The organism is Pseudorhodobacter turbinis, from assembly GCF_005234135.1.
In the GTDB taxonomy this organism is placed as follows: Bacteria; Pseudomonadota; Alphaproteobacteria; order Rhodobacterales; family Rhodobacteraceae; genus Pseudorhodobacter; species Pseudorhodobacter turbinis.
On sequence record NZ_CP039965.1, the window covers coordinates 474,313 to 498,674 of the forward strand.

Genomic DNA, 24,362 nt, shown 5'->3' on the forward strand with positions numbered 1-24,362 from the left:
GGGTTACTCCGTCAGCAGGGCGTTAAAGGCGGCATCAAGGGTGGATTGTGCCTTGGCAACCCGATCACGGCAAAGCCTGTCAATCTGACAGCATTCCGCCATTTCATATTCATATTGCAGGAAGGCATCATCAAGGGCCGCCGGTGCTGGCCCGCCAAAACGGTCGCGGCGTGCGATGAAGCTTTGTGCGCTGACGGCATCGGCAAAGCCCGCAGCATCAAGACGCAGCGCCCGCCCTGTTTGCGCGGCAAAGGCCGCAGAAAAGGCCGCAAACCCCTGTGCCAAAGGCGCGCTGCGGGCGATCACATCATGGGCGGTTGCCGCCGCAACCTCATGCGCTTGGCGAAAACTGAGGCCTTCGTCGCGCACCAACGTATCGGCCAGCTCGGTCACGGTGACGCAGGCCGCATCCATATTCGCCGCCACCCGATCGGTGCGGATCGAACAAGACGGGATCAACGCGGTCATCAGCTTGAGCACCCGTGCCGCACTGTCAAAGGCGGCGTAGCCTGCGACCTGCACCTCGCCCTCGCTGTCATTCATATCGGTGAAGGGCGTGTTGTGCATGGTGTTGACCACCGCATCACAGCGCCCCACCGTCATGCTTGCCAGATGGCGCAGATGCTCTATCGGGACGGGATTGCGTTTTTGTGGCATGATAGAAGAAATTTGCACCATCGCGTTCGGCACATAAAGCTGCCCCACCTCAAACGCGCTCCAGAACTGCATATCCTGAATGACGCGACCAAGGTGCAAGAACAACAGCTTCATCGCTGAATAAAGCCCCGTCACATAATCCACGCTGGCGATGCAGCCATAAGAATTGCGCAGCGGCGCGGAAAACCCCAAGAGATCGGCCATCCGGTGCCGGTTGATCGCAAAGCCGGAGGTGGTGATCGCCGCTGCCCCCATCGGGCAATGGTTCAATACCTCACGCGCATCACACAGGCGTTGGCCGTCACGCAGCAACACCTCAATTACCGCCGCAAGGTAATGGCCGTAGGTCGTGGGCTGGGCCGGTTGGCCATGCGTATAGGCCACAATCAGCGTATCGCGTTCGCGCCGCGCCGTGGCAATCAATGCCAGCGCCAGATCCGTGCATTGCGCCAGCAAATCTTCGGTCTTTTGCCGCAGTACCAGTTTGAAAACCGTATGGTCCATATCATTGCGCGACCGCGCCGTGTGCAATGCCCCTGCCACATCCGGGCCAAGACGCCGTTTCAGCTCTGCCTCGACCAGAAAGAAGTAATCCTCATACTCGCCGGTATATTCCAGCGTGGACAGATCAAGTTCGGCATCAATATCCACCAGGGCGCCCGCGATTTGACTGGCCACATCACGCGGCAAGATGCCCTCTTCGGTCAGCATCACCAGATGGGCGCGGTTGATGGCGCGCACGCTTGGGGCATAGTGATCCTTGGCGGCATCAAACAGCGGCGCCAGCACCGTATCGCGGTAGGTCGGATCGGGAAATTTACTGGTATCGGTCATCCTTTGAGCCCCGCCATGGCAACACCGCGAATGATGTAGCGTTGAAAGATAAGAAACACGATTAGCGTCGGAATCGTGGCCAATGCAGCACCTGTCATGATCAGCTCCCACTCCACTGCTTGTTCGACGCTGAAGGTGGTTAGCCCCACCGGCAGCGTGTAAAGGTCCTGGCTGTTCGTTACAATCAGCGGCCAAAGAAATGCGGTCCAATTGCCCAAAAACACGAAAATCGCCAAAGCGCTGAGCGCCGGAGCCACCAACGGCAAGGCGACCGACCACCAGATCTGGAACTCGTTCAGCCCGTCAATGCGCGCCGCCTCCAGAAAATCATCGGGGACGGTTTCAAAGAACTGTTTCATCAGAAAGGTGCCAAAGGCCGTCATGATACCGGGGAACATAATGCCCCAGTAACTGTCCAGCCAGCCAAGGCTTTTTGACATCAGATACCACGGGATCACCAGCATTTCCGTCGGGATCATCAGCGTGGACAGGATCGCGATGAACACGAATGTGCGCCCGCGAAAGGTGAATTTGCACAGCGCATAGCCCACCAATGCATCAAAAAATACCGCCGAGATTGTCGTCAGCGTGGCGATCAACAGCGAGTTCCCGAACCAGCGCAAGAACCGCCCGTCCGACAGCACATAGGTGTAATTCTCGAAGGTCGGCTCTTTGGGGATGATGTTCAGGTCATACATCTCGAACGGGTATTTGATCGAGGCCGAGAGCATATAGACAATCGGCATGACCATCACAATCGCGCCCATCGCCAGCAAGGTCCAGCGCAGCACGGCATAGGGATCACGCGGGCCCTTGGCGGGCTTGCGCATCAGGCTTTGGGAACTGGCCTTGATCTCGGTCATGGTTTGTCCTTCAGGATGCGCAGTTGAAGCAGGCTGACGACCAGCAGGATACCGAACAACACCACCGTTTGCGCGGCCGCATAGCCCATATCAAAGCTGGAAAACGCGGTTTGATAGATCATCAAGACCAGGGGTTTGGTGCTATCCAATGGCCCGCCGGGATTGTTGGTGGTCATATTAAACACCTGATCGAATATCCGCAGAAAACCGATCGAGGAGAAAACCACCAGAAACACAATCGTGGGCTTCAGCAGTGGCAAGGTAATCTCGGACATGATCGTCCAGCCGGAAACACCGTCAATCCGCGCCGCCTCATAGTAACTTGTGGGGATTGCGCGTAGTCCGGCCATGAAGATGATAATCTGAAACCCCAGCCCAGCCCAGATTGCAGGCAGCAAAATCGCAGGTAGCGCGTTGGTGGTCGAATTCAGGAAACTGATCTGCGCAAAGCCCAATGACGCCAGAAAATTGTTGAAAAGCCCAATGGGTACCGGCTGATAAAACCACCGCCAGACCCATGCCATCGCCACGGTCGACGTCAGGAACGGCAGGAAATAAAGCGCACGCAACGTGCCATGCAGCAGGCGGGTTTTATCCAGCTGATAGGCGATCACAAAACTTAGGACCAAGGAGATCGGCGTGCCGAGGATCAGATACACAAAGGTATTGCGAAACACCTTCCAAAACACCGGATCATGCCAGAGCTTGATGTAATTCTCGGCCCCGACCCATTCGCGTGGGCCTAAAAGGTTCCAGCTTTGAAAGCTCAGGATGACCGCATTCAGGGTCGGGTAAAACCGAATGACCGTGTAAAACAGGATCGGCAAGGCCAGAAAGGCCCATGCCCAGACCACCTGCTTTTGGCGGATAGAAAGATTGCGGTAAAATGACATGACGGCCCCTAAACCCCACGACGGGCGGCGCAGATCGCCGCGCCGCCCGTAAGTTTACTTGTTGTAATAGCCGTCCAGAATGGCCTGCTCTGCGGTTGCCGCAGCGGCCAAAGCATCCTCGGCCGATTGCCCCTCAAGGAACATCCGGCTTACGGCATCCACAAGCACCTGACGTTGACCGGATTCGTCAACAAACACCGTGGTTTGCGCATAGTTAAGCCCGGCTACAAACGGCCCGAAAACCGGATCGGCAAGATTTGCCTCGGTCATCGCCGCCGAAGGTTTTGCGGGCAGCTCCCCGACCGTATCAAGCCAGATCTGCATCGCCTCATCGCTGGTGATATATTCCATGAATTTGACCGAAGCGTCATATTTCTCCCCCTCGGCCTTGGAGGTGATCGCGTTCACCCAATAGCTGGCATAGTTGGATTTGCTGCCATCCGGCCCCGCAGGCAATTCCGCCACCCCCCAATCAAGGCCGCGCGTATCCTTCAGCGCACCAATCCGGAAGGAACCGTCAATATGCATCGCGGCCCGGCCAGCCTTAAAGGCGGCCTGCGGCTCATCCATGAAGGTGGATTTGGTCACGCCGTGTTTCTGTTCCAGATCGGTATAGAATTGCAGCGCGGCCACACCCGCCGCATTGTTATAGGTGACGGTCTTGTTGTCATCCGAATAGGGCACGCCACCAAACTGGCGCAGCAAAACCTCACGCAGCCAATGGTGATCCTGCGCCGTCATGCCCGAGGTAAAACCCTCAGCCGTGATGTTGCCAGCGCCGTCTTTTTGGGTCATCGCGGCAGCCATTTCCACCAGCTCGTCCAGATTGGCGGGCGGCGCCTCAAACCCTGCGTTCTTGAACATCCGCTTGTTATAGAACAACGCAAGCGAACGCACCGCCGTCGGCAGCGCCATATAGGCACCGTCGATCTTCATCGCGCGCACCATCGGAAAGAAATCCGCCTCGATCTGCTCTGCCGGGAAACGATCTTCGGGCAGTGGCTGGATCAGATCGGCCTCGACGTAATCATTCAGCCAGCCGTAAAACAACTGCACCACATCCGGCCCCTGACCTGCAGGAATGGCGGCGGCCACCTTGGTGCGGTAATCGGCATAGGGGAAGGTGCTTTGCTTGACGGTGATATCGGGATTTGCCGTCTCAAAATTCTCGATCAACTGATCCATCGCCGTGATGCGGGCGTCAAAGATATACTGCCAATACTCGATTTCCACTGCCCAAGCAGGGCCGCAGGTCACAAGGGCTGCAAGGCTTGTCGCCGCAGCACAGGTAAATGTCTTGAACGTTTTCATTGTCATTCTCTCCCAGATGCGGGCATGGATCAGGCCCCGAACACTGGCGTATCCTATCGGGGAAACCGGCAAGGATACGCCCCCTACAGGCAACTGTTGACGGCTTCACCGCAAAGATCAATACTTTATTCAAATGTTTTGAGTTAAGGTCGCCCATTGCCCAACACCCCCCATCACATCGCAGGAAACAACGCGGAGAAGACCAAGGCGCACAACCGCCGTGTGGTCTTGGGGCATTTGCAAAGCCGTGACGCGGGGCGGGCCGAGATCGCCAAAGCCTCGGGGCTGTCGACCCAGACCGTCTCTAACCTGATGGCAGAGATGGAGGGCGAGGGGCTGGTTCACGCCACAGGCCGAAGGCCCGCCGCGCGCGGGCAGCCACCGCTGGTCTATGCCTTCAATCCTGCGGGGGCTGTCGCCCTCGGGTTCGAGGTCCGGCCTGATATTTTAACGATGGTGCTGACCGATCTCGGCGGCACAGCGCTGCTGACCCGCCAGATGCGCCTGACCCGAACCGACCCCGCGCATGTGCTGGGGTTGATGGCGCAAATGGCGGACGAAGCGCAAACAGATCGCCCCCGCATTCTGGGCGCAGGTCTTGTCATCCCCGGCCCCTTCGGTGTTGAGGGGTTGAGTGCGGCGGGCGCCACCACCCTGCCCGGCTGGGACCCGAAACAAATCCCCGCGATGGCCGCCGAAGCCCTTGGCATGCCCGTTCATCTGGACAAAGACGCCACAGCGGCCGCACTGGCCGAGGGGATGGGCGGCGCGGCGCAAGGGCTTTCAAGCTATGCGTTTCTTTATTTCGGCTCGGGGTTGGGGCTGGGGGTTGTGTCGCAAGGCCAGCCTTTGCGCGGTGGTTTTGGCAATGCCGGTGAGGTCGGCCATATCATCATCACCCCCGGCGGCCTGCCCTGCGATTGCGGCAATCATGGCTGTCTGGAGCAATACGTCAGCCGTCTTTCCCTGCAACGCCATCTTGTTGCGCAGGGGCTGTTGGCGTCGCACACGCGCGGCACCGATGCGACCGTCGCGGCCCTGCTTGCAGCGGGAAACCCCGCCCTTAGCACATGGATCACCACCGCCGCCGAGGCGCTTTCACGCGCAATCGGCCTGCTGGAGAACCTGTTTGATCCGCAATGCATCATCCTTGGCGGTGCCCTGCCCGATGCGCTTCTGGATGCGCTGATTGCCAATTTATCGCTGCCCGAAGGCTCTGTCTCTCGGCGTGCGGATCGCAACGGACCACGGGTCGCGCGCGGCACCTCTGGCAACCGAAGTGCCGCGATGGGCGCCGCAGCCCTTGTGATCCATGATACCGTAACCCCGCGCCTTGATGCCCACCGCTCGATGCCAACCGAAATGAAAGACGCCCCATGCCCCTGACCGATGCCGCCCGTATTGCCGAACAGACCACACAGCCCGCCGCCCTGATGCTTTGGCGGGCGCTGCAACCCTTGCGCGGGTTGGCGCGGTTCATGAATTCCGGTGCCCATCCCGATGATGAGATCAGCACGATGCTGGCCGCTCTCACTTACCGCGACGGGCTGTCGCTATCCTATGTCTGTTCCACCCGTGGCGAGGGCGGGCAGAATGATATCGGCCGCGAGGCGGGTGCCGATCTGGGCACGCTGCGCACCGCCGAGATGCACGCGGCGGCAGATATTCTTGGGCTCTCGATGTATTGGCTGTCAGACAGCCCAGATGATCCGATCGTTGATTTCGGCTTTTCCAAATCCGGCGTCGAGACCCTTGGCAAATGGGGCCACGCCCATACCCTGCGGCGGCTGGTCGGGGTTATTCGCAAGGACCGGCCCGATATCCTTTGCCCGACCTTCCTCGATATTCCCGGTCAGCACGGCCACCACCGCGCCATGACCCAAGCCGCGCATGAGGCAATGACCGCCGCCGCCGATCCTGATTTCATTGCGGAGGGCGCGCCGTGGCAGGTCGCCAAACTGTACCTTCCGGCATGGTCGGGCGCGGGGGATGCCTATGATGATGATCTGCCTCCGCCCCCTGCCACCGTCCATATCCCCGGCGCAGGGCGGGAACCTGTATCCGGCTGGACATGGGCCGAGATCGGCCAGCAATCCCGCGTGTTTCACGCCACCCAAGGCATGGGCCGCTGGACCGATGGCCAAGAGCCGCAAGGCTGGTCGCTGCATCTGGCGCAAAGCCACGTCGGGGGGGACCGGTCCGCGATCACCGACAACCTGCCACAAAGCTATGCCGCGTTGCTGGACGATCATCCCCGTGCCCAAACGCTGGACGGCGCGCTTGCGGCCTGCATCACCGCCTTTCCCGATACCGCACAGATTTTGCACCACGGGTTTGACGCGCTTAGCCATCTGCGCGCCTTGCGTGACACCTGCCCCGAAGGCGCGCGCGACCAAACGCTCCACCGGCTGGACCGGACCGAGGCGCAGCTGGCGCGGGTGCTTTGGCTTGCCTCTGGCGCGCGGTTGACGGCGCGGCTGGCGCGCATCCATGCCCGCCCCGGCGAACATATCGCGGCAGGTTTGACCCTTCAGCCCGCCACCCAGGACTGTGAGGTTGAGGCCAATTGGCACCTTCCCGCAGGCTGGCAGGCCGATGCAAACGGCATCACCCCTGCCGTGGATGCGCACCCCTTTGATCCCTATCCGATGGTCCATCACGCCCATGCCCCGCAAGGCCCCGTGGCGGCATCGGTCACGCTGCGCAAGGACGAGACAACCGTTCAGCTGTTGCTGCCTATCGGTGCGCAAGTTCTGGTCCTGCCAAAAGTGGAGGGAGAGGTGGAACCGCAAACTGCATTCCTCAACACCACAGCGCCGCAGCCAATTCCCTTGCGCTTAAGCGACGGTGCCAAGCTGACGCCGCCCAAAGGCTGGGCGCTTGATGCATCCGCCAATGGCGCCACGTTGACACCGCAAACGCCGACTGAGGGGCTTTATACCCTGCCGCTAAAGGTCGGCGGCCAGCCGGCCCAAATCGTGACCCGCATCAACCACCCCCATACCGGCGCGCTCTTGCGGGCGGCACCTGCTGCCTTGCGCCTGCGCGTGGCCGAGGTGGCGCTTGCGCCTGCGCGCATCGCCTATATCGGTGGCGGCAATGACCGCGTGGATCATTGGCTGCGCGCAATGGGGGCCGATGTTACGACGCTTGGCGATGCAGAGATGAACGCCAGCACCCTTGCCGATTTTGATACGCTGGTGATCGGTATCTTTGCCATGCGGTTTCGGCCTGCCCTGCCCGCATTGATGCCCACCGTGCATGACTGGGTGGCCAAGGGTGGCACGCTGCTAACGCTTTATCACCGCCCGTGGGATAATTGGACAGCCACCACCGCGCCGCGCCCGTTGGAAATCGGCAAGCCCAGCCTGCGCTACCGTGTCACCGATGAAAATGCCGCCGTCACCCATCTGATCCCCGAGCATCCATTGCTCAACACCCCCAACCAAATCGGTCCGCAAGATTGGGAGGGCTGGGTGAAGGAGCGCGGGCTTTACTTTGCCAAAAGCTGGGACAGCGCCTATCAGCCCGTGCTGCAAATGGCCGATGAAGGCGAGGCGCCGCATCAAGGCGCGCTGCTTTCGGCACGGATCGGCAAGGGACAGCATCACCATTGCGCCCTGATCCTGCATTTGCAGATGGAGGCGCTGATCCCTGGTGCGTTTCGTTTGATGGCCAATTTGATCGCCCCGCCAAAATGGCCATAATCCCACGGCTCAGCACCCCACAAACCAGCCCCGACACCGGCCCCGCCCGCAACAACAGGCGTGGCATGATGTGGCTGGCAGCCGACCTTTGTTTCAACATCTGGGCGCTGTCCATCGCCAAATCGCTGGGGGTGGACCTGCCGCCGATCCAGATCGTTCTGGTGCGCGCGCTGGTCGGTCTGGCGGTGCTAATCCCTTTTGTGGTCTGGCGCGGCGGCATGGTCAGGCTGGCCAACCCAAAACTGCAAATCCTGCGCACCATGCTGTCCACCATCGCAATGACAGGCAACTTCTTTGCTGTGGCCAAACTGCCTTTCGCGTTGTTCACAACCGTCAACTTTACGCGCCCCCTGCTGATGATGGCCCTTGCCGCGCTGATTTTGGGGGAACGCATCCGCGCAAAACAGTGGATTGCCGGCGGTATCGGGTTGATCGGGGTGGTGATCGCGGTAGATCCCGGCAGCCTTGGCGCCACCTCTGCCAGCGGCATCGGCGCGCTGTTTGCATCGGTCATCGCGGGCACCTCTGCGGTCATCATCCTGCGCCGTATGCGCAATGAGGATGCGCTGACCCAGATGATCTGGCAAACGGCGGGCCTGTCGCTGACCAGCGTGCTTCCTGCGATCTACTTCTGGCAAGCGCCGGGCGACCATTGGCCCATCTTGCTGTCGATCGGGGTGCTATCCCAAACCGCGCAGTTTTGCTTTATGCGCGCGCATTATTGGGCCGAGGCAGGGGTAATTGCGCCCTTGGGCTATTTCTCCCTGATCCTCTCGGTCACCGTTGGCTATTTCGTGTTCGACGAAGTGCCGTCAATCGGGCTTTATCTTGGGGCGGTCCTGATCATCGGTGCCGCCCTCATGGCAAGCCATAAGGGCAAGCGCGGCTGAAAGGTGCTATTCCACCAGTTCCCAACCATCGGGATCAAAGCCGAATTTCAGCGCGATCTCGGTGGCGCGCTTTTCCTCGGCCCAGATTGCGGGGGCCGAGATTTCCATCTCGGCGGTGCGCGCCTCAAGGGTTTCGCCGTCATCATCAATCGTGGTGACAAAACCCGCCGCCGTCAAAGCCTTGGCAGCGGCAGGGAAAGGCGCATCCAGTTCCTCGGCCAGAAACAGGAAATTCACGACCGCACGTTTGGGCAAACTGTCGATCTTGCCGATTTCGACAAAAGTTTCAAAGGTTTCGGCCTGCTGGGCTTCATAATCGTGGCTCATCGCGTGCTCCAATTCAAGGGTTGCCCCTTTCCTGCCCAAAGCGCGGGTCCGGCGCAAGGCCCATCACACCTGCACAAAGCGCCAATGCGACATCACATCACCGCCCACCGCAGTTTGCGACACCAAAGACAGCCTTGGCGCATCGGCCAAGGCCCCAAGCGCCAACGGGCCAAGGGCGGCGCGGCCCTCCTCTCCGATCAGGGCACCGGCAGAAAAAATCACCAAATCATCCACCAAGCCCGCGCGGATCAGGGCCGCGGCAAGCCCCGCCCCGCCTTCGCAAAACACCCGCGTGATCCCTTGTGCCGCAAGCAAGCCAAGCCCTGCCCGCAAATCCAAGGCACCGGCACCCATCGGGCATTCCAGCAAGCGCGCGCCCGTGGCCTGCCAACCCGCATTATCCGTACCGGTCCCATGCAAAAGCCAAACCGGATGCGCCCGCGCCGTTTGCCCCAACCGCGAGTCCGGCGCATGGCGCAAGCCGCTATCGACCACCACCCGCACCGGCTGATGGGCCGCCCCCAGATCACGCACCGTCAGATCCGGATCATCGGCCAGCGCCGTCCCCGAACCGACCATCACCGCATCATGCGTCATCCGCAGCAGATGCACCGCACGGCGAGAGCCCGCGCCCGTGATCCAGCGGCTTTCCCCCGAGGCCGTGGCGATCCGCCCGTCCAAAGTGGTGGCAAGCTTCAGCGTCACCATCGGCAAGCCTTGGGTGGTCCGCTTCAAAAAACCGTGGTTCAGGGTGCGGGCAGCATCGGCAAGCAAGCCGACCTCTACCTCAATCCCTGCCGCGCGCAGTATCGCATGGCCTTTGCCTGCCACACGGGTGTCGGGGTCTTCCAAGGCGCTAACAACGCGCGCGACGCCACAAGCCACAAGCCCTTCGGCGCAAGGCGGTGTTTGGCCGTGATGGGCACAGGGTTCCAGCGTGACATAGGCGGTGGCGCCGCGTGCGGCCGCACCTGCCTGATCCAAAGCACGGCGTTCAGCATGGGGACGCCCCCCCGGTTGCGTCCAGCCGCGGCCGACAATGCGCCCATCCTTCACCAGCACACAGCCCACCGCAGGGTTCGGCCACACACGCCCAAGGCCACGCGCTGCAAGCTGCAACGCGTGGCGCATATGGGCGCGGTCTTGTTCGCTCATTCCTCGGTATTGCCTGTAGGGCGCAGCTCCGACACGAATTTATCGAAATCATCTGCGGCTTGGAAGTTCTTGTAAACGCTGGCAAATCGTACATATGCCACCGTATCGATCCGCGCGAGTGATTCCATCACAATCTCCCCGATGATCTTGGAGCCGATGTCCGTCTCACCCAGACTTTCCAAACGGCGCACGATGCCGCTGATCATCTGATCCACGCGTTCCGGATCGATTGGGCGTTTTTGCAAGGCCATACGGATGGAGCGCTCCAGCTTGGTACGGTCAAAATCTTCGCGTTTGCCATTGGTCTTCACAACAACAAGATCGCGCAGCTGCACCCGCTCATATGTCGTGAAACGCCCACCACACGCCGGGCAGAAACGCCGGCGCCGGATGGCGACGTGATCTTCGGCCGGACGACTATCCTTGACCTGAGAGTCTATATTACCGCAAAATGGGCAGCGCATAGGCCTGTCCCCCTTCGTTTCTTGATTTTACTGCCTCAGATGCGGGGGTAAGCCCCCCTGCTTATCCATAGGACTATAGGCAGACGCGCAGGTCTTGGGTAGCCGATATGCGCCAATGCCAGATATAGGGGCAAGACTGTGGCGCGCAAGACTCACGCCGCACAATCCAGGGTGGCGCAGACGGGCCCGCGACGGTCTTTTTTTATCAAACGGCACTGCAAAACGCATGTTAGACTGCGATCAAAGAAAGGGAGATACACATGGAACCCGCGCCCTATGCGTCCTCTCCGTGCCGAATGCCCGAAGACGCAGAAACCCGCCGCGATGTGATGCGCTGGCGCCGTGCCGAGCGCGCGCGCCTGATCGCCCTGCGCCAAGCCATGCCCGTCGCAGACCGCCAGCAGGCCGAGGCCGCGATCCTCAAGGCGTTGGAGGAAGAGCCCGCGCGGACCATCGGGATTTACTGGCCTTTCAAGGGGGAGCCGGACCTGCGCGGCTGGGCAGCAGAACGGCGCGGCAATGGTGCCCGCATCGCACTACCGGTGGTCGTGGAAAAGGCCGCTCCGCTGGTTTTTCGAGAATGGCAACCCGATGCGGCGCTGGTTCGCGGCGTCTGGAACATCCCGATCCCGGCCGAGGATGCGCGTGTCCTTATCCCCGACCTCATCATCTCCCCTGTCGTGGGGGTGGACCCGATGCAGTTCCGGCTTGGTTACGGTGGCGGATTTTATGACCGGACGCTGGCCGCACTACGCGCCGCCGGGCATGACATCCGCGTGATCGGAATCGGCTTTGCCGCGCAATCCATTCCGACAATCTTCCCCCTGCCCCATGATATTGCCATGAACCGTGTGATCCTGGCCTGAGGCGCAAAACCGCTTCTTGGGCTGCATGCATTATACCTCTTGCGACCGGACAAAAACTGCCTATGTCACTGGGCTTGCAAAGGTGGCCCGCATGTTTGACCCGACCTCTCTGATTTCGCATTTCGGCCTTCTGGCCGTATTTGGCACCGCCGCCGTCGAAGGAGACGCCGCGGTGATTACCGCAGGTGTGTTGGTGCAACGGGGACTGCTGCCGATGTGGCCGGTCATTGCGGCGGGCATGGCAGGGGGCTGGTTTTCCGATCTGCTGATCTATCACCTTGCCCGACGTTTCCGTAATCATCACCGGACGGTTCGGGTCGTGGTCTCTGTGCGCAAATGGCGGTTTTTCAATGCGATCATCGGCTATCCGATGCTGCTAGCGCTGGCCATCCGTTTCATGCCCGGCGTGCGCACTGCGGGGCCTGTCGCACTGGCCACAGCAACCGATATCTCGCCGTTGCGCTACACAATCCTGACCGGGATTGCAGCTTTCATCTGGTCGCTGATCTTGGTGTTAGTGGGCCAGAAAGCGGGGCAATTGATCGCAAAAATGTTCCAAAACATTGACGTGCCGGAATATCTTGAGGTTGGGGTTCCGGTGGCCATCGTCTTGGTGCTGACCGTTTTCGCGATCCGCAAATGGCGGCGACGCATTGCCGGACGCGAGACCTCATAGCCCGCCCAAATGAAAAGGGCGGCCGAAGCCGCCCTGTCGTTTACTGATCCAGGAATGACCGAAGCTTGCGAGACCGGCTGGGGTGCTTCAACTTCCGCAAGGCCTTCGCTTCGATCTGGCGAATGCGCTCACGGGTGACCGAGAACTGCTGCCCCACCTCTTCCAATGTGTGGTCCGTGTTCATGCCAATGCCGAAGCGCATCCGCAAAACCCGTTCTTCGCGTGGAGTAAGCGATGCCAGAACCCGCGTCGTGGTTTCCTTTAGGTTTTCCTGAATGGCCGAATCCAAAGGCAGAACCGCGTTCTTATCCTCAATGAAGTCGCCAAGCTGGCTGTCTTCCTCATCCCCGATCGGGGTTTCGAGCGAGATCGGCTCCTTGGCGATCTTCATCACCTTGCGGACCTTCTCAAGCGGCATTTGCAGCTTTTCGGCCAATTCCTCGGGCGTTGGTTCGCGGCCGATTTCATGGAGCATCTGCCGACCCGTCCGGACCAGTTTGTTGATCGTCTCGATCATATGAACCGGAATACGGATTGTGCGTGCCTGATCCGCGATAGAGCGGGTGATCGCCTGACGTATCCACCAAGTCGCATAGGTGCTGAACTTATAGCCACGACGGTATTCGAACTTATCCACGGCCTTCATCAGGCCGATGTTGCCTTCCTGAATAAGATCAAGGAATTGCAGGCCACGGTTGGTATATTTCTTGGCGATCGAGATCACCAAACGAAGGTTTGCCTCGACCATTTCTTTCTTGGCCTGACGCGCTTCTTTTTCGCCCTTTTGCACCTGATTAACGATGCGGCGGAATTCGGAAATATCCACCCCGACATAAGATCCGACCTGCGCCATTTCTTCGCGCAGCTCGTCCACTTTGGGGCGGGATTTTTCCATCAGGGCCTGCCAGCCGCGACCCTCTTTGGCGGACATACGGTCACACCATGTCGGGTCCAGCTCATAGCCTTGGTATTCGTCGATAAACTCACGGCGGTTGATACGGGCTTGGTCGGCCAGCTTCACCATGCCAGAGTTGATGGACATAATCCGGCGATTGATGCCGTAAAGCTGGTCGATCAACGCTTCGATACGGTTGTTATGCAGGTGCAACTCATTGACCAGCAGAACAATTTCCGAACGCAACTTCTGGTAGGCGTCCTCTTCCTTATTGGTGAACCGGTCGGATTGGTTCATCGTCGCAGACATACGCAGATCTTGCATTTCAGCAAGCTCGGCATAGTCGTGCGCAATCACTTCCAAGGTTTCCAGAACGCGCGGCTTGAGGGCGGCTTCCATCGCCGCGAGCGACATATTGGCGCCCTCGTCATCATCATCATCGTCGTCATTATTGGACAATGGATTGCCATCGGCATCGAGTTCGGGACCGGTATTGGCCTGCGGTTTGGGCGCAGCCTCACCGCCGGCTGGCAATCCGCTAACCAAGCCCTCTTCGCCTTCGCCGTCCATGCCACGGTCAAAGGTGGATTCGAGGTCAATCACATCGCGCAGCAAAATATCTTCGGACAAAAGCTCATCACGCCAGATGGTGATCGCCTGAAATGTCAGCGGGCTTTCGCAAAGCCCTGCGATCATCGTGTTGCGGCCGGCCTCGATCCGCTTGGCAATCGCGATCTCACCCTCACGAGACAGCAATTCCACGCTGCCCATCTCGCGCAGATACATGCGCACCGGGTCATCGGTCCGGTCGAGCGTTTCGGTAGCACCGTTAGAGAGCGCCACATCCCGCGCGCCGGTCCCCGCGACAACCAGCTCCCCCGCAGTGGCGCTGTCTTCCATCTCTTCTTCTTCGGTGACCTGAATCCCCATTTCCGACAGCATGGACATCACGTCCTCGATCTGGTCGGAGGAAACCTGCTCGGGCGGCAAAACCGCGTTGAGCTGGTCATAGGTGATGTAGCCACGCTCCCGCGCATCCGCGATCATCTTCTTGATGGCAGCTTGGCTCATATCCAGCGAGGAGTCGGCCTCAGCGTTGGTTTGCTTGCTGTCGTCGGTATCTTTGGCTGCCATGGATGCTCCTTTGGCCGAATCGATTGGTGCAAAACCGAATCACTCGGTCGAATATTCGAATCATTAGCGCGAATCACGGGAGGGAAAAGGCTTTTGCCTCAATTTTCCCAATTTTCCTCATGTATCAGCATTTTTATGGAAGTTAAAAGGGCGTCCGGACCTCCGGCATCACCCTTTGCTGCAAATTCTAGCGCTTTGGCCGCCCGCTGCGGCCAAAATCGATTCGGTCCCACAGGCTGCGGGCCTCTTCTACTTCTTCACGGTCCATCTCCACCCCGTTCTCTGCGACGAAACCTTCGCCCTTGACCACTTGCGGCCCCTTCGCGGCGGTAAAGCGCGCTTCATTGGCCTGCGTCAACCGCCATGTAAGCCCCTCATCGGCAAGGCCGTCGATATCCTCGGCAGCCTCGCGCACCTCGCGCCGCCCGCCCCGCACTGTGCGCAGCTTGCGCAACATATCCCCCAAACAAATCTCGGCGTAATCCAGATCATCGGCTTTACGTATCGGTGGAGCAGACATGACATGGTTCTGGTTAAGCAAGGTTTCAAGCACCGCGCGCTGCTCTTCCAGCAATTTTTCACGCGCTGCGTCATTGCTGCCGCCGTGCAGCAAGGCAAGGCGCAAACCATCCTCTGCCGTATCGGAAAAATCGAGCCGTTCCAGCACGGATTCGAACCGTAAAATCAAGGCCGGATGGGTGACCAGCGTCGCAAGAATTATCTGTTCCAGCACCCGCTCATCGCTGCTGCCAATCACCAGTGCCGAGGTTTTTGTCGTCGTAACAGGGCGCGGCTCCGGCTGCCAAGATTTGCCCTTACCGCGCTGGTTTGGCACCCATTCCTTGCGCGGGGCGGATTTGCGCGATTGATTGAACAGCTGCCAGCGAAGGTTCTTGATCTCCTCGCCGTAGTGGTGGCGGATAGAGCTATCCTTGATTTGCATCAGCGCCGTACGCAGGGTTTTATCAAGCGCTGCCCGGCGTTCAGGGCTGTCAAAACTGCGGCCCTCGGTTTCGCGCTGCCACAACAGGCTGACCATGGATTGCGCCCCGTCCAGCACCGCTTGCATCGCCCCCGCGCCCTGCGCCTTGAGCAGGTCATCTGGGTCCAGCCCCGCAGGCAGAACCGCAAAGCGCAAGGCCTGCCCCGCCTCAATCAACGGCAACGCCAGATCCACCACCCGCAGGGCCGCCCGCAGGCCTGCAGTATCACCATCAAGCGCGATAATCGGCTCGGGGGAAACCCGCCACATCATGCGCAACTGGTCCTCGGTCACGGCCGTGCCCAAGGGTGCAACCGTGGATTTGAACCCCGCCTCGACCAGCGCGATCACATCCATATAGCCTTCGGCCACAACCAAAGGCGCGCCCTTGCCCGCCGCCTCGCGGGCGGGGCCAAGGTTGAAAAGGTTGCGCCCCTTGTCGAAAAGCTCTGTCTCGGGCCCGTTGAGGTATTTTGCCCGCGCATCGGGGTCCAAGGACCGCCCGCCAAGGCTAATGGCACGGCCACGCGCGTCACGGATCGGGAAAATAATGCGCCCACGAAACCGGTCGTAAGGCGGACGGCCATCATCAGGGGTGGCACAAACGCCCGCATCCACGATCAGGTCGGGCGCAAACCCCTTGGCCTGCAATGCGGCAAACGCACCTTGACGCGTATCGGGGGCCCAGCCGATCTGCCAGCGCTCTTGTGCGTCGGCCTTCAGGCCACGACGGTCAAGGTAATCGCGCGCGGTCTGGCCACCACCAGTTTTCAGTTGCAGGCGAAAATATTTCACCGCCTCTTCCATTACCTCGGCCAATTGGCTGCGCCGGTCGGCCTTCTTGGCAGCGATGGGGTCCTTGGCGGGTACCGGCATACCTGCCTCACGGGCCAAAAGCTCCACCGCTTCCATAAAGCCGAGGTTCTCTGTCTCCATGACAAAGCTCAGCGCATCGCCCTTGGCGTGACAGCCAAAGCAGTAATAAAACCCTTTGCGATCATCGACATGAAAGCTGGGGGATTTTTCCTGATGGAAGGGGCACGGCGCCCACATGTCGCCCTTACCTTGGTTCGATTTGCGCACATCCCATACCACCTTGCGCCCAACAACTTGGGACAAGGAGACGCGCGTGCGCAATTCGTCAAGGAAACCGGCTGGAAGACTCATACCCTATATATCGACCGAGGAGGCGGGATAGGCAAGCGGTCCAAGCCTCATGGCAGGCACCTTCGCATGTTTCACCTCAAAACCATGTTCTAGCCCAGCAGATCGCGGGTGACCCGGTGAAAAATCCTTGCGCCAATCGCAATCAGATCATCAGGGAAGTCATAGTCGGGATTGTGCAGCGACGGATGGTCCAGCCCTGCCCCCAGCATTACCATGGCGATCTTGCAATCGGGCAGCCCCGCAAAGGCGCCGAAATCCTCGGACGGGCGCATCGGCAGGCCACCGGGGGCATAGGGGATGCCCAACGCATCTAGCGCCGCCGCGATATGGGCCGTGGCCTGTGGATCATTGGCACAGGCCTTGAAATCATCATGCAGGCTGGTGGTAAGCGCCAACCCGTATTTGGCCGCCGCTGTCTGCGCCAAACCCACCGCCTGCGCCTTAAGCGCCTCCATCGGCGGGTCGGTCATGGTGCGTAACGTCGCCCACAGCTCTCCGTGCGCGGGAGAGATGCCAAAGGCAGGCTCTCCCATCTGCGCATGTGTCAGCGTCACAAGCCGGAAGTCCGGCGAAAGATCGCCCCCCGTGCCAAGCGCCCCAAGGGCCGGGATCAGCTCGGCCAGCGCCAAACCCGGAGAGACGCCATGTTGGGGCTGCGCGGCATGGCTCGTCTTGCCGTCCAGCGCGATTTTCAGGCCAACCGAGGCACAAGCCATCGGGCCCTCGGCCAGCCAGCATTCGCCAAGCCGGACACCGGGCATGTTGTGCAAGGAAAATGCCCAATCCGGCCTCAGCCCTGCAAAACCCGCATCCGCCACAACTGCCGCAGCACCAGAGCCATCCTCCTCGGCGGGCTGGAACATCAAGACCACCCGCCCCCGCGCAGGCCGCTGGCGAGACAACAAGCGCGCAAGCCCCATCAGAATCGTCATATGCCCATCATGCCCACACAGATGCGCCACACCGGATATGGTAGAGCGATGCGCATTTTCCGAGACCTCACGGATAGGCAACGCGTCGAGTTCACAACGAAACAGCACCGTTGGCCCCGGCTTGCCACTGTCAAACACCGCGGCCACGCCGTGCCCCCCCAGCCCCGTGACCACTTGGTCAGCCATCCCGCCAAGCGCTGCGACAACACGAAATGCTGTCTGCGCCTCAGCACCGGAAACCTCGGGGAAGCGGTGCAAGTCATGGCGGAACGCGGTTAGCTCGGCAATATCGGAATTGGTCAACATCAAAGCAGGCCCCCGCAATGCTGCACCGTTCTCACCCACATTCCGAATTTCGCCATTCTGAAACCTCCTGCATATCAAAGCATCGGTTACACAAGGCTTGGGACGGGTCAATCCCGCGAGGTGACCCCGTTGATGCATTTTACAAAAGCTGCCCTTTGAATGGTCACACGATCATCGTACACTCCCCCAAACTTGGAATTCTGGAGTAGGAACATGTTTGCACTGAAACCTGTGATGCTGGGCGCAGCCCTCTTTATGGCCGCAGGGGCGGCGAATGCGGCCAGCTGTTCCAACACGGGTGGCGGCTATGAACGCTGGAAGTCCGAGATCGCCGCCGAGGCCGCAGCCCAAGGCGTGGGACAGCGCGGCATCGCGGCCCTGATGGCCACCAGCTATTCGCGCGAAACCATTTCGGCAGACCGCAACCAGAAAAGCTTCAAATACACGATTGATAAATTCATGCAGGTGCGCGGTGCGCCCACCATTGTCAAGCAAGGCCGCCGGCAGAAGGCCAAAAATGCCAAGCTCTATGCCGCGTTGGAGCGGCAATACGGCGTGCCTGCCGGGGTCTTGGTTGCGATCCACGGGATGGAAACGGCCTTTGGCGGCTTTATGGGCAATACGCGGATCGTCTCGGCGATTTCCACGCTGACCTATGATTGTCGGCGTTCAGATTTCTTTCGCCCGCATATGATGGCGGCACTGGTCTTGGTGGATCGCGGGTCGATCACCGGCGCTTCGGTCGGGGCGAAGCATGGCGAATGGGGGCATACGCAGTTTTTGCCGGGCAACGCGCTTAAATACGGGGTGGACGGGGATGGCAACGGGCGGGTGGAGCTGAACAACCGCATTGATGCGCTGGCCTCAACCGCCAATTACCTCCGCCAAAAGGGCTGGCGGCCGGGGCAAGGCTACCAAAAAGGGCAGCCGAATTATGCCGTCCTGAAGGAATGGAATGCGGCCAGCGTATACCAAGAGGCAATCGCGATCATGGCCGCCCAGATTGACAGGTAACGGGTTGGGGGGCGCGACCTGCGCCCCCAACCCTTAAAAGATCAGCCTTGGCAACCAAGTCGAAAGCCCGGGCAGCGCCCAAATCAGCACCATCGCGATAACCTGCAGCACGATAAAGGGTGTAACCCCCTGATAGATCATGCCGGTTGTCACCTCGGGCGGGGCGGCCCCGCGCAAATAGAACAGCGAGAACCCGAAAGGCGGCGTCAGAAAGGACGTCTGCAGGTTCACCGCGATCAACACCGCCAGCCAGATCGGATCATGGCCCATCAAGATCAATGGCGGCACCAAAAGCGGCAGCAAGATCACCGAAATCTCGACGAAATCGAGGAAGAACCCCAGAACAAAGATAAAGGCCATCGCAAAGAACAACGCCCCCGTCGGGCCGCCCGGCAATGATTGTAGGATGTCGGCGACGCGATGCTCTCCGCCCAAGCCGACGAAAACGAGGCTGAAGTATGACGCCATTAAAATGGTCGCAAAGATCATCGAGGTCACGACCATGGTCTGCCCCATCGCGGCAAACATAATCCCCTTGCGGAATGTCGCCTGCAATGCCGCAACAATCGCAGCAATCCCGATCAGTGCCAGCGTCAGATAGGCCAGCGCCATCGCATATTCCAACGGCCCCGCATCGGACCGCTGCAAGCGCACCGGCGCAAGCCCTGCCGCAAAGGCCAGAACCAACAGCGACCCCGCCCCCGCAAGGATCAACCAGCGCGGCGCGCCCTGACGCAACCCCGCCAGCAAAATCGCCCCCACGGCCCCGACCGAGGCCGCCTCATTCGGGCTGGCAACGCCTCCCAGAATTGCGCCAAGCACGGCAAAGATCAACAAGACCGGCGGGGCAATGGCGCCAAACACTTCTCCGGCCGAGGGTTTGACGGCCTGCTCTCGCATCGCGGGCGCATCAGCAGGGATCAACCATGCCCGCCCGAGGATGTAGAGGATGTAAATCACCATCAACAACAGCCCCGGCACAATGGCCGCCGCAAAAGTCTGGCCCACGGAAATCGTCTCGACCGAAAACTTCCCTTGCTCATATTGCGCTTGCTGGAAGGCCGATGACATCACCTCAGCCAGAATGATCAACAAGGTAGAGGGCGGAATGATCTGCCCCAAAGTGCCCGCCGTCGCCACCATCCCCGACGCAAGCCGCGGGTTATAGCCGTTGCGCAACATCGCAGGCAGCGCGATCATCCCCATCGCAACAACAGTGGCACCAACAATCCCGGTCGAGGCCGCAAGCAGCGCCCCCACCAGCATCACCGACACCCCCAAGCCGCCCCGCATAGAGCCGAACAAACGCCCCATCGTTTCCAGCAATTCCTCGGCGATACGGGATTTTTCCAGCACCACCCCCATCAGCACAAACAGCGGGATGGCGGTCAAAACCGGGTTGGTCATCACCCCGAAAAACCGCTGTGCCAAGGCCCCCATCAGCCCAAGGTCAAACACCCCCAGCGCCGAGCCCAAGAGCGCAAAGCCGGTGGCAACGCCTGCAATCGAAAACGCAACCGGATAGCCCATCAGGATCACGATGATCAGGGCCGCAAACATCATCAGATCAAGTGGCAGCGTCATGCTTTGTCTCCCAGACGGATAAGGTCACGGATCAGCGCCGACAGGCCCTGGATCAGCAGCAAAACGCAAAACACCGGGATCAGGGTCTTGAGCAAAAAGGACGCAGGCACACCGCCCACCGAGATCGGCCCCTCAAGTATAGACCAAGAGCGACGCACCGACGGCCAGCTATAATAGAGCAAAATACCAAGCGATGGCAGCAAAAGGCACAGATGGCCAAAGATATCGACCATCGCCTTTTTGCGGACGTTTAGCGGGGCATAAAAGATATCCACCCGCACATGGCCATTGACCAAAAGCGTATATCCCGCCCCCAGCATAAACAGGGTCGCATGCAGGTAAAGCACGGATTCATTGATGAAAATCGACGTGTAGCCAAAGACATAGCGCAGCATCACAATGCCAAACTGCACCAAGACCATGATAAGCGCCATCCACATGACAACGCCCCCCACGCCACGATTTATCAGGTCCAGCCTGTCTGCAAAACGGTCCATCATGCCCCCTTAACGTGCGGCGGCCCCGACAAAAACCGGGGCCGCATTTTTAGATCAGTCGCCGTAATTGAAGTCGAGGTTACGGGCGTTCATCTGGCCGTTGTCGGCCCATGGCATGTATTCCACCATCAGCTTGCGATACGCGAGGAAGCTTTCAGTGATGCGTTGCACCAGCTCATCATCGGAGTTGCGCAGCTCGGTCAGCACCTCACCCATGGCATTGCCCATCGCGATGGTGATTTCCTCGGGCCACTCGCGCAGGGTCACACCGTGATCGGCAACCAAGGCGCGCAAAGCAAGGGCGTGCTTGGTGTTATACTCGGTCAGGACTGGGTTATACATCGACTGCGCAGCAGCCTCGACCACCTGTTTCAAGTCATCAGGCAGGTCGTTCCAAGACTCGAGGTTGATGCCACATTCTTCGGCCGAGGATGGCTCCCCCACGCCGGGACCGTAGTAGTTGCTGGCAACCTGATAAAAGCCAAGCGCGCTGTCGGTCCAAGGGCCGATAAACTCACCCGCGTCCAATGCGCCTGATTGCAACGCTTGGAACATAGCCGGGCCGGACATCGCCTCGACAGCGACGCCAAGCTTGGACATCACTTCGGAGTTGAGGCCGGTTGTGCGGTACTTCAGACCTTTCAGGTCATCCAGGGATTTGATTTCATCGCGGAACCAACCAGCCCACTGCGGACCGGAGTTGCCTGTCAGGAACGGCTTGAGGTTGAAGCGCGCATACATTTCATCATAAAGCTCCTGCCCGCCGCCGTGCAGCATCCAGCCGTGCTGCTCAATCGCGGTCAGGCCCAAAGGCTGGCTACCGAACAGCAAGATACCCTTGGATTTGCTGCCCCAATAGGCGGGAACGGCGTGGTAAATATCTGCCGTGCCCTCGCTTACTGCGTCAAATACGCCGGGGCCGGGAACGATCTCACCTGCGGCAAACAGCTCCACTTCGATGCGGCCACCGGACAGGGTGGTGATCCGGTCAGCAAGCGTTTGGGCGGCAACGCCGGGGCCGGGCAGGTTTTTGGGCCATGCCGATACAAGGCGCCATTTGCGAACATCTTGCGCGATGGCAGGGCTGGCAAGGGCGGCTGCCCCCACGCCGGCAGCGGCGGTGATAAAATTACGTCTTTTCATTGCTCTCTCCTTGTTGAATTCGTATCATCACATTCTGTGTTTTTCAGCCCGGTATCGGCAGGATGGCCGAGAACAGGGATGCGCATCCCGACCCTATCCGAAATACTGACCTAACCGGAATAGCCCCTCTGCGCGAGGAGCGTTTTTTCGGAAAATAACCGTCGTGTTTGGTCGCAATTTCGGCATCCACGCCTTGTGTGCGCATTCCTTGACCGATGACCAAACCGCCCGACTGCTGCGGGATAGAAATATGTTTGCAATCATATGGATCAGGGACGTAACGCATATTGGGCCTTAATGTTTTTTGGAGTTGTCCGAGGGGCATATCACCCCCCGGACCTCATAGTGTTTTTATATCAAAATAATCGGCTAAGATTACTTCAAAATGCCCGGCAACGTAAGATCGTGTTCACGCGCACAATCGAGCGCGATATCATAGCCAGCGTCGGCATGCCGCATCACGCCGGTTGCCGGATCATTCCACAACACGTTGTTCAAACGGCGCGCTGCATCCTCGGTCCCATCGGCGACGATCACCATGCCCGAATGCTGCGAAAAGCCCATGCCAACGCCGCCACCGTGGTGCAAGCTGACCCAAGTCGCCCCCGAAGCCGTATTCAAGAGCGCATTCAAAAGCGGCCAATCCGACACCGCATCCGACCCGTCTTTCATCGATTCCGTCTCACGGTTGGGCGAGGCAACCGAACCGGAATCGAGATGGTCGCGGCCGATCACGATCGGGGCTTTCAATTCCCCCGAGGCCACCATCTCGTTGAATTTGAGGCCCGCTTTGTGGCGATCACCAAGCCCAATCCAGCAAATCCGCGCCGGCAGCCCTTGGAAATCGATACGGTCACGCGCCATATCCAGCCAGTTGTGCAGATGCTCGTTCTCGGGGAACAGCTCTTTCATCGCCTGATCGGTTTTGTAGATATCCTCAGGATCACCCGAAAGCGCGACCCAACGAAACGGCCCGATCCCTTTGCAGAACAAAGGCCGGATATAGGCAGGCACAAAACCGGGGAAGGCAAAGGCGTTCTCAAGCCCCTCTTCCTGCGCAACCTGACGGATGTTGTTGCCGTAATCCAAGGTCGGCACGCCTGCATTCCAGAAATCAACCATCGCGGCGACATGGGCCTTCATGCTGGCACGGGCGGCTTTTTCCACGGCTTTCGGATCGGATTCCTGCTTGGCGCGCCATTCGGCCACGGACCATCCCAGCGGCAAATAACCATGCACCGGATCATGCGCGGATGTCTGGTCCGTTACCATATCAGGGCGCGGACCACCGGCCTTCATGCGGGCGTAAAGTTCAGGGAATACCTCTGCCGCGTTACCGATCAGCGCCACAGATTTCGCCTCACCGGCTTTGGTCCATTTGTCGATCAAGGCCAATGCCTCATCCAGCGTATGGGCCTTTTCGTCGCAATAGCGGGTGCGGATGCGGAAATCGGCGCGGGTCTCATCACATTCGACCGCCAAACAGCATGCGCCCGCCATCACTGCGGCCAGCGGCTGTGCGCCGCCCATACCGCCAAGACCCGCCGTCAGGATCCACCTACCTTTGAGGCTACCTTCATAGTGTTGGCGGCCAGCCTCGGCAAAGGTTTCAAATGTCCCTTGCACAATGCCTTGGGTGCCGATGTAGATCCACGATCCAGCTGTCATCTGGCCGTACATCGCCAGACCCTTCTTATCGAGTTCGTTAAAGTGGTCCCAAGTCGCCCAATGCGGCACAAGGTTGGAGTTGGCGATCAACACGCGCGGCGCATCCTTATGCGTCTGGAACACGCCGACCGGCTTGCCCGATTGCACCAAAAGCGTTTGGTCATCGTTCAAATCGCGCAAAGAGGCGCAGATCTGGTCGAAATCTTCCCATGTGCGGGCGGCGCGGCCGATGCCGCCGTAGACCACCAGCTCATGCGGGTTTTCGGCAACATCGGGGTGCAGGTTGTTCATCAACATCCGCAAGGGGGCCTCGGTCAGCCAGCTTTTTGCGGTGATCTCGGTTCCGGTTGCGGGGTAGATGTCACGGGTGTTGTGGCGTGGGTTTGTCATCATATTC

At 59.7% G+C, this 24,362-nt stretch carries 20 protein-coding genes; 6 read left to right on the forward strand and 14 right to left on the reverse strand.

From position 1 onward, the window contains the following. Window positions 1–3 precede the first annotated feature (3 nt). Genes argH through EOK75_RS14650 form a run of 4 tightly spaced genes read right to left on the reverse strand, consistent with a single transcriptional unit; the run spans window position 4 to window position 4,558 of the window. Complete coding sequence (gene argH / locus EOK75_RS14635) at window positions 4–1,491, reverse strand: argininosuccinate lyase (RefSeq protein WP_137194835.1); 1,488 nt, start codon at window positions 1,489–1,491, stop codon at window positions 4–6. Continuing rightward, window positions 1,488–2,321 carry a carbohydrate ABC transporter permease gene (locus EOK75_RS14640; protein WP_137195797.1) on the reverse strand — a complete coding sequence of 278 codons (834 nt, stop codon included), beginning with the start codon at window positions 2,319–2,321 and terminating at the stop codon, window positions 1,488–1,490. Before EOK75_RS14640 ends, argH begins: the two co-directional genes overlap by 4 nt. A gap of 29 nt (window positions 2,322–2,350) precedes the next feature. Next, window positions 2,351–3,247 (reverse strand): carbohydrate ABC transporter permease, encoded by an 897-nt coding sequence (locus EOK75_RS14645; RefSeq protein WP_137194836.1) that lies wholly within the window; start codon window positions 3,245–3,247, stop codon window positions 2,351–2,353. Between the two features lie 54 nt (window positions 3,248–3,301). Continuing rightward, a complete protein-coding gene (locus EOK75_RS14650) occupies window positions 3,302–4,558 on the reverse strand; it encodes an extracellular solute-binding protein (RefSeq protein ID WP_137195798.1) in 1,257 nt (418 codons plus the stop codon). A gap of 156 nt (window positions 4,559–4,714) precedes the next feature. On the opposite strand from EOK75_RS14650, the gene EOK75_RS14655 reads away from it, so the two are divergent. The 3 genes from EOK75_RS14655 to EOK75_RS14665 are packed head-to-tail and all read left to right on the forward strand — an operon-like array spanning window position 4,715 to window position 9,155. Then, window positions 4,715–5,944, forward strand: a complete 1,230-nt coding sequence (locus EOK75_RS14655; RefSeq protein WP_240794114.1) for an ROK family transcriptional regulator — start codon at window positions 4,715–4,717, stop codon at window positions 5,942–5,944. Beyond that, the gene (locus EOK75_RS14660) at window positions 5,935–8,265 is read left to right on the forward strand and encodes a PIG-L family deacetylase (protein ID WP_137194837.1); all 2,331 of its coding nucleotides are present in this window, start codon (window positions 5,935–5,937) and stop codon (window positions 8,263–8,265) included. Before EOK75_RS14655 ends, EOK75_RS14660 begins: the two co-directional genes overlap by 10 nt. Beyond that, window positions 8,256–9,155, forward strand: coding sequence for a DMT family transporter (locus EOK75_RS14665; RefSeq protein WP_137194838.1), 900 nt, complete (start codon window positions 8,256–8,258; stop codon window positions 9,153–9,155). The genes EOK75_RS14660 and EOK75_RS14665 overlap by 10 nt, the downstream gene beginning before the upstream one ends. 6 nt (window positions 9,156–9,161) lie before the next feature. On the opposite strand, the gene EOK75_RS14670 is transcribed toward EOK75_RS14665, so the two are convergent. From EOK75_RS14670 to nrdR, 3 genes are all read right to left on the reverse strand, one after another. Continuing rightward, a complete protein-coding gene (locus EOK75_RS14670) occupies window positions 9,162–9,482 on the reverse strand; it encodes a ribonuclease E inhibitor RraB (protein WP_137194839.1) in 321 nt (106 codons plus the stop codon). A 63-nt stretch (window positions 9,483–9,545) separates the two neighbouring features. After that, complete coding sequence (gene ribD, locus EOK75_RS14675) at window positions 9,546–10,637, reverse strand: bifunctional diaminohydroxyphosphoribosylaminopyrimidine deaminase/5-amino-6-(5-phosphoribosylamino)uracil reductase RibD (RefSeq protein WP_137194840.1); 1,092 nt, start codon at window positions 10,635–10,637, stop codon at window positions 9,546–9,548. Next, window positions 10,634–11,101, reverse strand: a complete 468-nt coding sequence (gene nrdR, locus EOK75_RS14680) for a transcriptional regulator NrdR (protein WP_137194841.1) — start codon at window positions 11,099–11,101, stop codon at window positions 10,634–10,636. The genes ribD and nrdR overlap by 4 nt, the downstream gene beginning before the upstream one ends. 260 nt (window positions 11,102–11,361) lie before the next feature. Between nrdR and EOK75_RS14685 the strand changes: the two genes are divergently transcribed. Both EOK75_RS14685 and EOK75_RS14690 read left to right on the forward strand, forming a co-directional pair. Beyond that, window positions 11,362–11,967, forward strand: a complete 606-nt coding sequence (locus EOK75_RS14685; RefSeq protein WP_137194842.1) for a 5-formyltetrahydrofolate cyclo-ligase — start codon at window positions 11,362–11,364, stop codon at window positions 11,965–11,967. A 91-nt stretch (window positions 11,968–12,058) separates the two neighbouring features. After that, window positions 12,059–12,643: a DedA family protein gene (locus EOK75_RS14690; protein WP_168199258.1), complete on the forward strand. Its 585-nt coding sequence runs from the start codon at window positions 12,059–12,061 to the stop codon at window positions 12,641–12,643. A 40-nt stretch (window positions 12,644–12,683) separates the two neighbouring features. On the opposite strand, the gene rpoD is transcribed toward EOK75_RS14690, so the two are convergent. From rpoD to EOK75_RS14705, 3 genes are all read right to left on the reverse strand, one after another. Then, complete coding sequence (gene rpoD / locus EOK75_RS14695) at window positions 12,684–14,672, reverse strand: RNA polymerase sigma factor RpoD (protein WP_137194844.1); 1,989 nt, start codon at window positions 14,670–14,672, stop codon at window positions 12,684–12,686. A gap of 187 nt (window positions 14,673–14,859) precedes the next feature. Then, a complete protein-coding gene (gene dnaG, locus EOK75_RS14700; RefSeq protein WP_137194845.1) occupies window positions 14,860–16,821 on the reverse strand; it encodes a DNA primase in 1,962 nt (653 codons plus the stop codon). 89 nt (window positions 16,822–16,910) lie between these two features. After that, window positions 16,911–18,059 carry an amidohydrolase gene (locus EOK75_RS14705; RefSeq protein ID WP_338053365.1) on the reverse strand — a complete coding sequence of 383 codons (1,149 nt, stop codon included), beginning with the start codon at window positions 18,057–18,059 and terminating at the stop codon, window positions 16,911–16,913. A gap of 213 nt (window positions 18,060–18,272) precedes the next feature. On the opposite strand from EOK75_RS14705, the gene EOK75_RS14710 reads away from it, so the two are divergent. Further along, window positions 18,273–19,073, forward strand: coding sequence for a lytic murein transglycosylase (locus EOK75_RS14710; RefSeq protein ID WP_137194847.1), 801 nt, complete (start codon window positions 18,273–18,275; stop codon window positions 19,071–19,073). Between the two features lie 33 nt (window positions 19,074–19,106). Here the strand turns inward: EOK75_RS14710 and EOK75_RS14715 are convergent, their stop codons facing one another. The 4 genes from EOK75_RS14715 to hutU all read right to left on the reverse strand — a co-directional run bounded on the left by EOK75_RS14715 (window position 19,107) and on the right by hutU (window position 24,355). Continuing rightward, a complete protein-coding gene (locus EOK75_RS14715) occupies window positions 19,107–20,657 on the reverse strand; it encodes a TRAP transporter large permease (RefSeq protein ID WP_137194848.1) in 1,551 nt (516 codons plus the stop codon). Further along, window positions 20,654–21,154: a TRAP transporter small permease subunit gene (locus EOK75_RS14720; protein ID WP_137194849.1), complete on the reverse strand. Its 501-nt coding sequence runs from the start codon at window positions 21,152–21,154 to the stop codon at window positions 20,654–20,656. Before EOK75_RS14720 ends, EOK75_RS14715 begins: the two co-directional genes overlap by 4 nt. 54 nt (window positions 21,155–21,208) lie before the next feature. Further along, complete coding sequence (locus tag EOK75_RS14725) at window positions 21,209–22,297, reverse strand: TRAP transporter substrate-binding protein (protein WP_137194850.1); 1,089 nt, start codon at window positions 22,295–22,297, stop codon at window positions 21,209–21,211. A 375-nt stretch (window positions 22,298–22,672) separates the two neighbouring features. Beyond that, complete coding sequence (gene hutU / locus EOK75_RS14730; RefSeq protein ID WP_137194851.1) at window positions 22,673–24,355, reverse strand: urocanate hydratase; 1,683 nt, start codon at window positions 24,353–24,355, stop codon at window positions 22,673–22,675. Between the last annotated feature and the right edge of the window lie 7 nt (window positions 24,356–24,362).